Source organism: Pseudomonas sp. NY15437 (genome assembly GCF_048068435.1).
In the GTDB taxonomy this organism is placed as follows: domain Bacteria; phylum Pseudomonadota; class Gammaproteobacteria; order Pseudomonadales; family Pseudomonadaceae; genus Pseudomonas; species Pseudomonas nitroreducens_B.
The window spans coordinates 22,344-35,863 of sequence record NZ_JBLUQC010000004.1 but is presented as its reverse complement, the minus strand read 5'-3'; the positions used below and the strand labels follow the sequence as shown (position 1 = coordinate 35,863).

The 13,520-nt window shown below is 65.3% G+C and carries 11 protein-coding genes; 7 read left to right on the top strand and 4 right to left on the bottom strand.

The genetic code is table 11. The features are described from left to right. Positions 1 to 57: 57 nt before the first annotated feature. From ACNFIA_RS10490 to desA, 3 genes are all read right to left on the bottom strand, one after another. Complete coding sequence (locus ACNFIA_RS10490; protein ID WP_416784683.1) at positions 58 to 1,461, bottom strand: hypothetical protein; 1,404 nt, start codon at positions 1,459 to 1,461, stop codon at positions 58 to 60. Between the two features lie 1,052 nt (positions 1,462 to 2,513). Continuing rightward, entirely contained in the window at positions 2,514 to 3,482 is a 969-nt protein-coding gene (locus ACNFIA_RS10485; protein ID WP_259758017.1) for a GGDEF domain-containing protein, read from the bottom strand. 137 nt (positions 3,483 to 3,619) lie between these two features. Then, positions 3,620 to 4,801 carry a delta-9 fatty acid desaturase DesA gene (gene desA / locus ACNFIA_RS10480; RefSeq protein ID WP_259758018.1) on the bottom strand — a complete coding sequence of 394 codons (1,182 nt, stop codon included), beginning with the start codon at positions 4,799 to 4,801 and terminating at the stop codon, positions 3,620 to 3,622. A 166-nt stretch (positions 4,802 to 4,967) separates the two neighbouring features. Here desA and ACNFIA_RS10475 point away from each other — a divergent pair, with 166 nt between their 5' ends. The 7 genes from ACNFIA_RS10475 (at position 4,968) to ACNFIA_RS10445 (ending at position 12,699) form a co-directional block, all read left to right on the top strand. Beyond that, positions 4,968 to 7,241, top strand: coding sequence for a putative bifunctional diguanylate cyclase/phosphodiesterase (locus tag ACNFIA_RS10475; RefSeq protein ID WP_416784681.1), 2,274 nt, complete (start codon positions 4,968 to 4,970; stop codon positions 7,239 to 7,241). A 140-nt stretch (positions 7,242 to 7,381) separates the two neighbouring features. Beyond that, positions 7,382 to 7,564, top strand: a complete 183-nt coding sequence (oscA, locus tag ACNFIA_RS10470) for a sulfur starvation response protein OscA (RefSeq protein WP_017520779.1) — start codon at positions 7,382 to 7,384, stop codon at positions 7,562 to 7,564. A gap of 155 nt (positions 7,565 to 7,719) precedes the next feature. Beyond that, on the top strand, positions 7,720 to 8,718 hold the full coding sequence (locus ACNFIA_RS10465) for a sulfate ABC transporter substrate-binding protein (RefSeq protein ID WP_259758020.1): 999 nt from the start codon (positions 7,720 to 7,722) through the stop codon (positions 8,716 to 8,718). Positions 8,719 to 8,983: 265 nt separating this feature from the next. Continuing rightward, positions 8,984 to 9,802, top strand: a complete 819-nt coding sequence (gene cysT / locus ACNFIA_RS10460) for a sulfate ABC transporter permease subunit CysT (RefSeq protein WP_416784678.1) — start codon at positions 8,984 to 8,986, stop codon at positions 9,800 to 9,802. A gap of 10 nt (positions 9,803 to 9,812) precedes the next feature. After that, positions 9,813 to 10,685 carry a sulfate ABC transporter permease subunit CysW gene (cysW, locus tag ACNFIA_RS10455; protein ID WP_416784676.1) on the top strand — a complete coding sequence of 291 codons (873 nt, stop codon included), beginning with the start codon at positions 9,813 to 9,815 and terminating at the stop codon, positions 10,683 to 10,685. Between the two features lie 14 nt (positions 10,686 to 10,699). Further along, entirely contained in the window at positions 10,700 to 11,689 is a 990-nt protein-coding gene (locus ACNFIA_RS10450; protein WP_296290304.1) for a sulfate/molybdate ABC transporter ATP-binding protein, read from the top strand. A gap of 260 nt (positions 11,690 to 11,949) precedes the next feature. Further along, complete coding sequence (locus tag ACNFIA_RS10445) at positions 11,950 to 12,699, top strand: sulfite exporter TauE/SafE family protein (RefSeq protein WP_416784674.1); 750 nt, start codon at positions 11,950 to 11,952, stop codon at positions 12,697 to 12,699. 200 nt (positions 12,700 to 12,899) lie between these two features. On the opposite strand, the gene ACNFIA_RS10440 is transcribed toward ACNFIA_RS10445, so the two are convergent. Further along, entirely contained in the window at positions 12,900 to 13,472 is a 573-nt protein-coding gene (locus tag ACNFIA_RS10440) for a TetR/AcrR family transcriptional regulator (protein ID WP_416784672.1), read from the bottom strand. Between the last annotated feature and the right edge of the window lie 48 nt (positions 13,473 to 13,520).

The following is a 13,520-nucleotide window of genomic DNA, read 5'->3' as shown; positions in this document are numbered from 1 at the left end:
CCTCAGTTGGATGGAAAGTCCGTTGGCTGGTGCATTCAGAGGCGGCGCGGGCGCCGCTCAACCCAGTGCCGAGAGCGCGAAGGGCGCGTCGTCGATGCGCGTCTCCAGGGCCTGCGCCGGCAGGCGGCTGGCCAGGTGCTCCTGGATGGCTTCGATGACCCGTCCGCTGGCGTCGTGGTGGAACTGCCAGACGCCGTAGATGCGGCTGTCGAAGGAGCGCTCGCTGCCCAGCATCGGGTTCGCCGCCAGGCCCGAGCCCAGGCCGAAGCTGTAGAGCCCCGGAATCGGCCGGCCGGTGTGGTCGCGCAGGCAGCCGGCGGCGTCGGAATCCAGCCCGCCCTTGCTCTCGCGCACCTGCAGCGGCTCGCCGTTGGCGCGGCGCAGCGCCGGCAGGCACGGCTGGTAGCCGATGGCCTGGACGATCACGCCGTCCTCGCTGCAGCACTGCTCCAGGCGCTCGCGCACGGTGGGCGAGCGATCGCCCAGGCGCAGCAGCTCGACCTTCACCCGCGTGCCGCTGACCACGCCGCGGGACAGCACGTCGGTGCCGACCTGGTGGGCGCGGTAGCGCAGGCCGCCGGAGCGGTTGACCCGCCCGGAGACCGGGCAGACGTCCATGCCCTCGTCCACCACGTAGCCGGCCGCACGGGCTTCCTCGACGCTCTCGAAGAACAGGCGGATCGGCGCGCGGTGCAGCAGGGTGATCTGCTCCAGGCCCAGGCAATCGAGGGCGCAGGCAAGGTTGTCGAGAATCGAGAAGGCGCTGTGGGAGCCGCCGACCACGGTGAAGCGGCTGCCGGGGGTCACCCGGTCGCCGAACAGTTCCACCAACTCGGCCGCGGAGAGGCTCAGCAGCGCGTCGGAGGAGTACACCGTGGGGCCGTCGTGGGCCAGGTGCAGGTCCTGTTCGGCCAGGCTCCAGTTGAGGTATTCGCGGTTCTGCCGGCCGCCCAGGTTCATCACCAGGGCGCCCGCGTCGATCTGCGTGACGTGGGAGCCGCTGCGCAGCGCCAGCTGGAAGCTGCCGTCGTCCTGCGCGGTGATCTTCTCGATGCGCGTGCCCAGCGCCACCTCGACACCCAGGTGCTCGGTGACATAGCGCATGAACAGGGTCGAGGCATGCGCCAGCAACTCGCCGACCTGGGTCAGCAGCGGCGCGCCATGAGGGTCGTTCTGCAGCGCGCGGAAGGCCTGGGAATGCGCCAGCGGGGCGAAGATCGGCAGCAATGCCGGGTCGCGCAGGCAGTCGAGGAACACGTCACCCACCGAGTTGGCGGTGATGTGATAGTCCCCCAGGCGGCCACGGCCGACCGCCAGCGCCGCGTCCACCACCAGCAGACCCTCGCGCGCCAGGCTGGCCAGCGCACCGGTCTTGTAGGTGTTGAACAGGAAGCCCATGCCTGCCGGGCCGGCGCCGCCGACCACACAGGCATAGTTGGAACGAAGCGATTTCTCGGCCATCAGCCTTGACTCCCAGCGCGGCGTGGCGCGCGGCTCTCGTGATGCCGGCCCTGTCGGCCGGCAGGGTGGCGGCGAACGCGCCGGGATTCCGTCACTTGCGGCGCAGCCGCCGTCGCGCGGCTCTTCCTCGGAAGGGTCGCGGGATTCAGTTCGGAATGAGGGGCGGACGCCTGCAGAAACACTTCGGCAGAGGCGCGAAGTTGCTGTTTCAGAGATGAAACAACCAGCGTCTGGTACGGCTCTGATTCAGCGGAAAGTTCATCGCTGTTACAACCGAATCGACAATGTGAAAGATCGGCGTAACAAAATTCCGAACTAAGCGCGCGAGCCCGTCTAAACTTTTTATTAGCGCTCCGGGGAGGAGCGCCACACTTCCGCAGTTTCACTGGCGAAACACTTTTCGCCTGGGAAACGCTGCTCTTTTTGCCTGAAAGGACAGCACGTGAAGTACCGTCCATTTCCATTCTTCCAGCGGCCATCGTCACTCACTCCAGTCCAGGAGATGCTCTGCGCCGGGCCAAATGCAAAATTCGAAGACAAGGCTACCGCCCGAGTTCGAATGACCCGATTCAATTAATGACAATCAACTGTTCGTCCCTGGAGTGGCCGTTATATTTCGCCGGGCAAAGCTACCGCCCTTCGGCCAAGTTCCGAAAATCTGGAAAAACAAAAAGCAAAAAACTATCGCCCTTCCACAGCGAGGTGCTGACGGAAGTTGTCAGGCAGCGATAGGAAAGTGACAGGAAGAAGAGGTGGCAGAATCTTCCATGACACACTGCTCGTGCGACTGCTCCCTGAGGTGTCTCATCCAGACACCACACGATATTGCTATGTGGATAGTAATAGTGGGGGGTATGAAGGCATGTCAATGAACGAAGCCCAGAGACGCCAAGAATCCGACAAAAGGCAATTCTATCCTTGTAACCTGTTGATTACTAAGGCGCCATAAACCCGACACAAGCCTTTTGACGACGAATACCACCCGCGCGCCTCTGCGCGGAGGTATTAATCAGAAAGTATTAATCGGGCGATGCGGGGCGCGGGGAAGTGTTTCATCCCTGAACAATGCGGTCCTTGCCGGTCCGTTTGGCCTGGTACAGCGCCGCGTCGGAACGGCTGTAGAGAGCGGAAAGATTCTGGTCATCGGGCTGCAACAGCGTCAGCCCCTGGCTGATGGTGACGCTGAAGAAATGCTCGCCCTCGTTGAAACGCAGGCGCTGCACTTCGCGCTGCAGGCGCTCGCCGATCTGCCGCGCCATGTTCTCGTCGCAGCCGGGCAGCAGCACGGCGAACTCCTCGCCACCGATCCGGCCGAACAGGTCCCCGCGACGCAACGCGCCGGCGCCGCACTGGGCGATGCGCTGCAGCACCACGTCGCCGACCTGGTGGCCGTAGACGTCGTTGATCTTCTTGAAGTCGTCCACGTCCAGCAACAGGAAGGCCAGCGGCGTGGAGGTCGCCTTGCAGTCGCGGAACGCCTGCTCGGCGCTGTCGAAGAAGTAGCGGCGGTTGCTGCTCTGGGTCAGCACGTCGGTGGTGGCCAAGCGGTGCAGCTCGGTCTCCAGGTGCTTCTTGTCGGTGATGTCTTCGGCGATGCCGACGATCATCAACGGCAGGCCGGCCTCGCTGTGCTGGCTGACGAAGCACTTGTCGCTGAGCCAGCGCACCTCGCCATCGGCACGCAGGATGCGGTATTCGCGCTGCTCGATGGCGCCGCGCTCGAGCACTTCCTGCAGGGTGCTCTGGGCATAGTCCAGGTCATCGGGGTAGATGCAGTTGCGCCACTCGTTGTAGTCCGCCAGCAACAGCGCGGCGGAGCGGCCGAAGATGCGCTCGTACGCCGGGCTGACATAGACCATGCGCTGGCTCTGCCAGTCGAAGGCCCAGAGTACCGAGTTGACGCTCGCCAGCAGGGCGCTGAAGAGCTGTTCGCGCTCCTTCAGGCGCGTCACTTCGGCGCGGCTGTGCAGCAGCGCCAGCAGGGCCTCTTCCTGATCGGCCGGCAATTTGTTCTCGTCCATGTATCAGCGTCCTCCCGCTCATTGACCGGGGCTATGACCGCAAACTACGCCTTGCTGCTGCAAATTAAACGAAAAGCCCGCCGAACGGCGGGCTTTTCTGAGACGCATCTCTCAACGTCCTAGGACGATTCCGTCAATCAGACGGCGGGACGCAGGGAATAGGTCTTCAGTTGCTCGGCGAATTCGCGCAGGGACTGGATGCCGCTGGCTTCCGCCTCGTGCACCCACTGCTTGATCGCGGCGAGCATGTCGTGGCCGTTGGCGCTGGTTTTTACCCAGATCTGCTGCAGGGCCAGACGCTTCTCGTAGATCACCTGCAGCGACTGGCTCTGTGCGAGCAGGTCCTGGATGCGGGCATGGTGGCGCTCTTCCAGCAGGCTGGTTTCACGCGAGAGCAGGCGCTTGGCGCGGCGGAACAGGTGGCGCACCGACTCGTCGGCCTTGGCCAGTTCCTGCTTCACCAGCGGGCCGATCACCAGCTTGCGGTACTGCGCCATGATCTGGAAGCGGTTGTTGAGGATGGCCATGGCGGTGTCCATGTCCAGGCTGCCCTTGCCTTCCACCCGGTGGGCGATCGGCGCCACGCGGGCGACCTTGGCCAGCCCGAGGAAGCTGAACAGCTTGATCCAGGCCCAGCCCAGGTCGAACTCCCACTTCTTCACCGACAGCTTCGCCGAGTTCGGGTAGGTGTGGTGGTTGTTGTGCAGCTCCTCGCCGCCGATCAGGATGCCCCAGGGCACCAGGTTGGTGGCGGCGTCGCGGCATTCGAAGTTGCGGTAGCCGATGGCATGGCCCAGGCCGTTGATGACACCGGCGGCCCACACGGGAATCCACATCATCTGCACCGCCCAGACGGTCATGCCGAGCGCGCCGAACAGGGCGAGGTCGATGATCGCCATCAGCACGATGCCGCCGATGGGGTAGCGTGAGTAGACGTTGCGTTCGAGCCAGTCGTCCGGGCAGTTCTTGCCGTAGATGCGCAGGGTGTCCTGGTTCTGCGCCTCTTCACGGTAAAGCTCGGCGCCGCGCCGCAGGACGGTGCCCAGGCCCTTGTACACCGGGCTGTGCGGATCGTCGGCGGTTTCGCACTTGGCGTGGTGCTTGCGGTGGATGGCCGTCCACTCGCGGGTGTTCATGGCGGTGGTCATCCACAGCCAGAAGCGGAAGAAATGCTGCAGCGCCGGATGCAGATCGAGCGCGCGGTGCGCCGAGTAGCGGTGCAGATAGACGGTGACGCTGACGATGGTGATATGGGTCAGGACCAGGGTGACCGCCACCAGTTGCCACGGCGACAGGTCAAGGAAACCGTTGTACCACATAGGCGATACTGTACCTCGGAAGGGGTGTGGACTAGGTTCCCGCCAGGCAGGAACAGCCCGCATTATCACCATGCGGGTCCGGATTACCATCCGGTCTTTTAGATACGAACGGGGCCGACTGGCCATTTTTTATACAGCACAGCCAATAAATACAACCCACTACCGCATGAATCCAAGCCTCAGCGCCCTGCGCATCAGTCTCCTGTACCTGGTCGCCGCCACCCTCTGGGTCTGGCTGGGTGACCAATGGTTACAAAATGTCCTGCTCGACCCCGTTTCGCTGGCCCGGGCGATGGAGCTGAAGAAGTACGGATTCCTCGCCATCACCTTCTTCGTGCTGTTCTTCGTGCTCTGGCGGCATTTCAGCCAGCAGCACGCCGCCTACGTGGACCTGGCCGACAACGAGCAGCGCCTCCGGCGCGCCCTCGCCGTGGTCGAGGATGGCGTGTGGGACTGGGACCTGGAAACCCAGCGCGTCCATTACTCGTCCGGCTACGCCACGCTGCTCGGCCTGCCGGTGGAACACCTGAGCGACGACCTGCTGCTCTGGGAGAACCGCCTGCATCCGGAGGACCGCGCGCGCACCCTCGCCCTGCACCGAGACTGTATCCAGGGCCTGCGTACTGCCCTGGAGTGCGTCTACCGCATTCGTCACAGCGATGGCAGCTACCGCTGGGTGCGCAGCAGCGGCCGGCTGACCCGCGGCGAAGATGGCCGGCCGCTGCGCCTGACCGGCGTCAATCGCGACATCACCCACCAGCGCAGCAACGAAGAGCACCTGCGCCAGGCCGCCGCCGTCTTCGAGGCGACCCAGGAAGGCCTGCTGGTGACCGACGCCCGCGGCGTGATCGTGCACACCAACCCGTCCTTCTCGCGCATCACCGGCTACAGCGCCGAGGACGTGCTCGGCGGCCAACCGTCGCTGCTCAAGTCCGGCCGCCAGGACGCCACCTTCTACCAGGGCATGTGGGCCGCGCTGCACGAGCACGGCGTGTGGAGTGGCGAGATCTGGAACCGCCGCAAAAGCGGCGAGGTGTACCCGCAGTGGCAGCACATCCGCGCCGTGCGCAACGAGGAGGGCGAGCTGACCCACTACGTGGCGGTGTTTTCCGACCTCAGCAGCCTCAAGCGCTCGCAGCACGAGCTGGATTTCCTCGCCCACCACGACCCGCTCACCGGGCTGCCCAACCGCCTGCTGCTGCGCGAGCGCATCGAACAGGCGCTGGCCCGCGCCGAGCGCGAACAGGGCGGCGGTGCGCTGTTGAGCATCGACCTCGACCACTTCAAGCACATCAACGACAGCCTCGGCCACGCCATTGGCGACCTGCTGATCCGCGCCGTGGCCGAACGCCTGGAAAACTGCCTGGACGACCGCTGCTGCCTGGCGCGGCTGGGCGGCGACGAATTCGCCGTGGTCCTGGAAAGCCAGCAGCCCCACCAGGCCAGCAGCCTCGCCCAGCGCCTGCTGGAAGCAATGAGCGCGCCCTTCGACGTCAACGGGCAGACCATCTACATGTCGGTGAGCCTGGGCGTCAGCCTGTTCCCCGAGGACGCGCGCAACGTCGACCACCTGCTGCAGCACGCCGACGCCGCGCTGTTCCAGGCCAAGGCCAGCGGCCGCAACCTGTACGCCTTCTATACCCCCGAGCTGACCGCCCGCGCGCGCTCCCACGTGGAAGTGGAGTCGGCCTTGCGCCACGCGCTGGACCACGACGAGCTGCGCCTGTATTTCCAGCCGGTACACGACCTGGCCAGCGGTCGCATGGTCGGCGTGGAATCGCTGGTGCGCTGGCAGCATCCGCAACACGGGCTGGTGCCGCCCAGCGAGTTCATTTCGGTGGCCGAGGAAAGCGGCCTGATCACCGCCATCGATGCCTGGGTGCTGGAGCAGGCCTGCCGGCAGATGCGCCGGTGGCTCGACGCCGGCATCGCGCTGGACTTCATCGCGGTGAACGTCTCCAGCCGGCTGTTCGGCCGTGGCGGCCTCGAAGAACGCGTCGCCCTCGCCCTGGAGCAGAGTGGCCTGGCGCCGCATCACCTGGAGCTGGAAGTCACCGAAAGCGCGGTGATGGAAAACTTCGACCAGGCCCTGGAGCTGCTCTGCCAGCTGCGCTTGCTGGGCGTGCACCTGGCCATCGACGACTTCGGCACCGGCTACTCCTCGCTGATGCGCCTCAAGCGCATGCCGGTGCACAAGCTGAAGATCGACCAGGGGTTCGTCGCCGGCCTGCCGGATGAGTCCGACGACGCCGCCATCGCCTGCGCCATCATCGCCCTGGGCCAGAGCATGGGCCTGCAGGTGGTCGCCGAGGGCATCGAACGGCCCGACCAGGCGGCCTTCCTCCTCACCCATGCCTGCAACTTCGGCCAGGGTTACTGGTACGGCGCACCGCAGCCGGCCGAGGTCCTGTTGCCGCAATTACCGCGCAGCACCGCGTGATTTCGCGCTAAAAACTTTCAGATATATAAAAATTCTTAAACAGTATTTTTAAGAATATCCAGCTCCTGCCTAAGATGCGCTCACACCGCACGCGCCGTTGGTGAATCGGCCGGTGGTCAACCCATTAGGAGCAGATACCCATGAGCGCAACCCTCCGTAGCCTGGACGGCCAGGACGAAGCCAACATCCTGCGCGAAGTGCAGAGCGCCCTGCGTGGCCTGCGTTTCGGCGCCGTCGAGATCACCGTGCACAACGGCCAGGTCGTGCAGATCGAGCGCAAGGAAAAATTCCGCCTGCAGCAGAGCCCCGGCAAACCCGCCTGAGCCCTGAGGCAACCGACTGGACATCCGGAGCGTCGCCATGATCGCCCTGCCCCACCGGTACTGCAGCAGCCAGCCACGAATGCGTGGCTGACATAGCCCCCCGAAAGACCCTGCCAAACAAACACTAAGAACTGCATTTTTTTCAGGAGCTGCACATGTCCATCCGCCGTTTCGCCCTGGCCGCCCTGGCCAGCGCCCTGATTGCCGGCCCGGTTTCCGCCGCCACCCAACTGCTGAACGTTTCCTACGACCCGACCCGCGAGCTGTACCAGGCCTACAACGCCGCCTTCATCAAGCACTGGAAGGCCCAGGGCGGTGACGACCTGACCGTGCAGCAATCCCACGGTGGCTCGGGCAAACAGGCTCGCGCCGTGATCGACGGCCTGAAGGCCGACGTGGTGACCCTGGCCCTGGCCGGCGACATCGACGAACTGAACAAGCTGGGCAAGCTGCTGCCCGCCGACTGGCAAGCGCGCCTGCCCGACAACAGCACCCCCTACACCTCGACCATCGTGTTCCTGGTGCGCAAGGGCAACCCGAAAGGCATCAAGGACTGGGGCGACCTGACCAAGCAGGGCGTGGAAGTCATCACCCCGAACCCGAAGACCTCCGGTGGCGCCCGCTGGAACTTCCTGGCCGCCTGGGCCTGGGCGAAGAAGCAGTACGGTAGCGACGAGAAAGCCCAGGAATACGTGCAGAACCTGTACAAGCACGTGCCGGTTCTGGACACTGGCGCCCGCGGCTCGACCATCACCTTCGTCAACAACAACATTGGCGACGTGCTGCTGGCCTGGGAAAACGAAGCGTTCCTGGCCAAGAAGGAACAGGGCGGCGAGAACTTCGAGATCGTCGTACCGTCGGTGTCCATCCTCGCCGAGCCGCCGGTGGCGGTGGTCGACAAGACCGTCGACAAGAAAGGCACCCGCAAGGTCGCCGAGGAATACCTGAAGTACCTGTACAGCGAAGAAGGCCAGCGCATCGCCGCGCAGAACTTCTACCGCCCGCGTAATGCCAAGGTCGCTGCCGAGTTCGCCAACCAGTTCCCGAAACTGAACCTGGTGACCATCGACAAGGACTTCGGCGGCTGGAAAGTCGCGCAGCCCAAGTTCTTCAACGACGGCGGCATCTTCGACAAGATCTACCAGGCGCAGTGATGCGCCACCCGCCCGGCCTTGCGCCGGGCGACCCGATCCGCGCGGGCCGGTGCACAGCCCGCGCGGAACGAAAACCCCCGCCCAATGGCGGGGGCACAGAACCTGTTTACGATCTTGCGAGCCAGGGCAGGACAAGGCGAAAACAGGCGAGGAAGCGCAGTTTACGAGCGGTAAATGAGCATCCGAGCCCGTTTTTAACGCAGTCATGCCGACGCGCAGCAGATCGTAATCAGGTTCTCAACGCGTTAACGAGAAAGGACAGCAAATGTCGCGACGCATCTCCCCGGTCATACCCGGCTTCGGGCTGACTCTGGGTTACACCCTGGTGTATATCAGCCTGTTGGTGCTGATTCCGCTGGGGGCCATGTTCCTCAAGACGACCCAGCTCTCCTGGGATCAGTTCTGGACCATCATCACCGCGCCGCGAGTCATCGCCGCGCTCAAGCTGAGCTTCGGCACCGCGCTGATCGCCGCCCTGATCAACGGCGTGATCGGCACCCTGCTGGCCTGGGTACTGGTGCGCTACCGCTTCCCGGGACGCAAGATCATCGACGCAATGATCGACCTGCCCTTCGCCCTTCCCACCGCCGTGGCCGGTATCGCGCTGACTGCGCTGTACGCCCCCAGTGGCCTGGTCGGCCGCTTCGCCACCGAGATCGGCCTGAAGATCGCCTACACCCCGCTGGGCATTACGCTCGCGCTGACCTTCGTGGTCCTGCCGTTCGTGGTGCGCACGGTGCAGCCGGTACTGGCGGACATCCCGCGTGAAGTCGAGGAAGCCGCCGCCTGCCTGGGCGCCAAGCCGCTGCAGGTGTTCCGCCACGTGCTGCTGCCCGCCCTCCTCCCGGCCTGGCTGACCGGCTTCGCCCTGGCCTTTGCCCGCGGCGTCGGCGAGTACGGCTCGGTGATCTTCATCGCCGGCAACATGCCGATGAAGACCGAGATCCTGCCGCTGCTGATCATGGTCAAGCTGGACCAGTACGACTACACCGGCGCCACCGCCATCGGCGTGCTGATGCTGGTCGTCGCCTTCGTCCTGCTGCTGCTGATCAACCTGCTGCAACGCCGCATCGAAACGCCCTGAGGAGCGCGCCATGAGTACCGCAAGCCTTTCCGCCGCGGCCGCTGCCAACGCGGCTCGCCGGGGTAATGTGTGGGGCCGTCGCGCCCTGATCGCGCTGGCCTGGCTGGCCTTCGCCGTGTTCCTGCTGCTGCCGCTGTTCGTGGTGCTGAGCGAGGCGCTGAAGCAGGGCTTCGGCACCTTCTTCGAAGCCATCCTGGAACCCGACGCGCTGGCCGCGCTGAAGCTGACGCTGATCGCCGTGGGCATCTCGGTGCCGCTGAACCTGGTGTTCGGCGTCGCCGCCGCCTGGTGCGTGACCAAGTTCGAGTTCCCCGGCAAGAGCATCCTGGTGACCCTGATCGACCTGCCGTTCTCGGTCTCGCCGGTGATCGCCGGCCTGATCTACGTGCTGCTGTTCGGCGCCCAGGGCTACTTCGGCCAGTGGCTGTCGGACCACGACGTCCAGATCGTCTTCGCCGTGCCGGGCATCGTGCTGGCCACCATCTTCGTCACCTTCCCCTTCGTCGCCCGCGAACTGATCCCGCTGATGCAGGAACAGGGCACCCAGGAAGAGGAAGCCGCGCGCCTGCTCGGCGCCAATGGCTGGCAGATGTTCTGGCATGTCACCCTGCCGAACATCAAATGGGGCCTGATCTACGGCGTGGTGCTCTGCACCGCGCGGGCCATGGGTGAGTTCGGTGCGGTGTCGGTGGTCTCCGGGCACATCCGCGGCGTCACCAACACCCTGCCGCTGCACGTCGAAATCCTCTACAACGAATACAACCACGTCGCCGCTTTCAGCGTCGCCACCCTGCTGCTGCTGATGGCCCTGGTCATCCTGCTGCTCAAGCAGTGGAGCGAGTCCCGCCTGACCCGCGCCAAAGTCAAAGCTGACGATGAATAAGTGAGAGCCACGCCATGAGCATCGAAATCCGTAACGTCAGCAAGAACTTCAACGCCTTCAAGGCGCTGAACGACATCAACCTCGACATCCACAGCGGCGAGCTGGTCGCCCTGCTCGGCCCGTCCGGCTGCGGCAAGACCACCCTGCTGCGCATCATCGCCGGCCTGGAAACCCCGGACGCCGGCAACATCGTGTTCCACGGTGAGGACGTCTCGCAGCATGACGTGCGCGATCGCAACGTCGGCTTCGTGTTCCAGCACTACGCGCTGTTCCGCCACATGACGGTGTTCGACAACGTCGCCTTCGGCCTGCGCATGAAACCCAAGAAGGAACGCCCGAGCGAAGCGCGCATCGCCGAGAAGGTCCACGAACTGCTGAACATGGTGCAGCTGGACTGGCTGTCCGACCGCTACCCGGAGCAGCTCTCCGGCGGCCAGCGCCAGCGTATCGCCCTGGCGCGCGCCCTGGCGGTGGAGCCGAAGATCCTGCTGCTGGACGAACCCTTCGGCGCCCTCGACGCCAAGGTGCGCAAGGAGCTGCGCCGCTGGCTGGCGCGCCTGCACGAGGAGATCAACCTGACCAGCGTGTTCGTCACCCACGACCAGGAAGAAGCGATGGAAGTCGCCGACCGCATCGTGGTGATGAACAAGGGCGTGATCGAGCAGATCGGCTCCCCTGGCGAGGTCTACGAGAACCCGGCCAGCGACTTCGTCTACCACTTCCTGGGCGACTCCAACCGCCTGCACATCGGCGGTGACGAGCACGTGCTGTTCCGTCCGCACGAGGTCTCGCTGTCGCGCTCCGAAGTGGCCGAGCACCGCGCCGCCGAGGTCCGCGATATCCGTCCGCTGGGCGCGATCACCCGGGTGACCCTCAAGGTGGACGGCCAGGACGAGCTGATCGAGGCCGAAGTGGTGAAGGACCACGACAGCCTGACCGGCCTCGCCCGCGGCGAGACGCTGTACTTCAAGCCGAAGGCCTATCAGCCGGTGGCGAATATCTGATCCGGCCGGCCTTCCACCTCATGCTCCAGCGTGGGGGCTTGCCCTCTCCCTAACCCTCTCCCTGAAGGGAGAGGGGACCGTTCGGAGTGAGATGGTTCAACAGAGCCCGCCGGACAAATTGGGCGCAGGGAGCAGTATTCTCTCAGCCGGCACGGATGGCTCCCTCTCCCTTCAGGGAGAGGGCTGGGGAGAGGGGCACGCTTTCCCCTGAAGCCCAAAGCCCCGTATCCTGCCGGCCTTGCTTTCAACAAGGCCCGGCCATGTTCGACGCCCTCCCCCAACACCTCGAACTGATCGTCCTCACCTTCCTCCTCGCCGGCCTGGTGAAGGGCGTGGTGGGGCTCGGCCTGCCCACGGTCGCCGTCGGGCTGCTCGGACTGGTGATGCCGCCGATGCAGGCGGCGGCCATCCTCGTCGTCCCCTCCACCGTCACCAACATCTGGCAACTCGCCGCCGGGCCGCGCTTCCTCGGGCTGCTCAAACGCCTGTGGGGCATGCTGGTCGGCATCGTCATCGGCACGCTTGTCGTCGGCTGGCTGCTGGCGGGGCGCAACTGGCCAGCGGCGACGCCGCTGCTGGGCGTGGCGCTGATCCTCTATGCGCTGCTGGGACTGTCGAACAAGCGCTTCAGCGTGGCGACGGCGCAGGAGCGCTGGCTGGCGCCGCTGATCGGCGTGATCACTGGCGGCATTACCGCGGTGACCGGCGTCTTCGTGATTCCCGCCGTGCCGTTCCTGCAGGCACTCGGGCTGGAAAAGGACGATCTGGTGCAGGCGCTGGGATTGTCCTTCACCGTCTCGACGCTGGCCCTGGCGATCACCCTCAGCCAGCACGGCTCGCTGCTGCAGGCGGACGTGCTGGGCCTGTCGCTGCTGGCTCTGCTGCCGGCGCTGGCGGGCATGTACCTGGGCACCTGGCTGCGCTCGCGCATCAGCCCGCTGGCGTTCCGCCGCTGCTTCTTCGGTGGGCTGCTACTGCTCGGCGCCGACCTGGCCATCCGCGGCCTCTGACCCGCACCGACCTGCTTTTCGTAGGAGCGAGCTTGCTCGCGAACCATCTCCGCAACAGTGCCGGGTTCGCGAGCAAGCTCGCTCCTACAGGCCCCGCTCAGCCGTAGGGCGCATAACGCCTACGGCGTTATCCGCCATCCCGGCGGATAACCCGTGCCGGGTTATGCGCCCACGGGACTTGTTCGCGAGCCAGCTCGCTCCTACAGGTCCGAACTCTGGTCGATATGGCGCAGCAGGAAATCCCGGCTCGACTCGATGACCGCCTTCTGCGTCTTCTCGCTGGCGACCATCCGCGCCACCACCAACGCGCCGATGCACTGCGCCAGCAGCGCCCAGGCGTCCTCCGGCGAGCCAAGCAGCTCGGCCCAGGCCTGCTGCAACTCCAGCAGCGCCTCCTCGGCGCTCTGCCGCACGGACGCGTCGGCGCGGGCGATCTCCGCGCCCAGCGCCGGAATCGCGCAACCGGCGCTGGCATCCTGCACATGGGCAATGCTCAGGTAGCGCTTCAGGCTGCGCTCCAGCCGTGCGCGGTCGAGCACCTTACCCTTGCCGGCCAGGCGCTCGACGCTCTGCTGCAACTCGCGGGCGACGATGGCGGCGAAGAGTTCGTCCTTCGAGCCGAAGTGGTTGTAGAACGCGCCGCCGGACAAGCCCACCGCTTTCATCAGCCCATCCACGCCAGTGGTGGCGAAGCCGCCCTGCTTGGCGAGCGCGCCGCTGCTGTCGAGCAGGCGCTGGCGGGTTTCTTCCTTGTGGGTGGCTGAGTAGCGCATCGGGGCGACTCCGGCGAAGCGGTTGACGATGCCGCACAGATTAACATA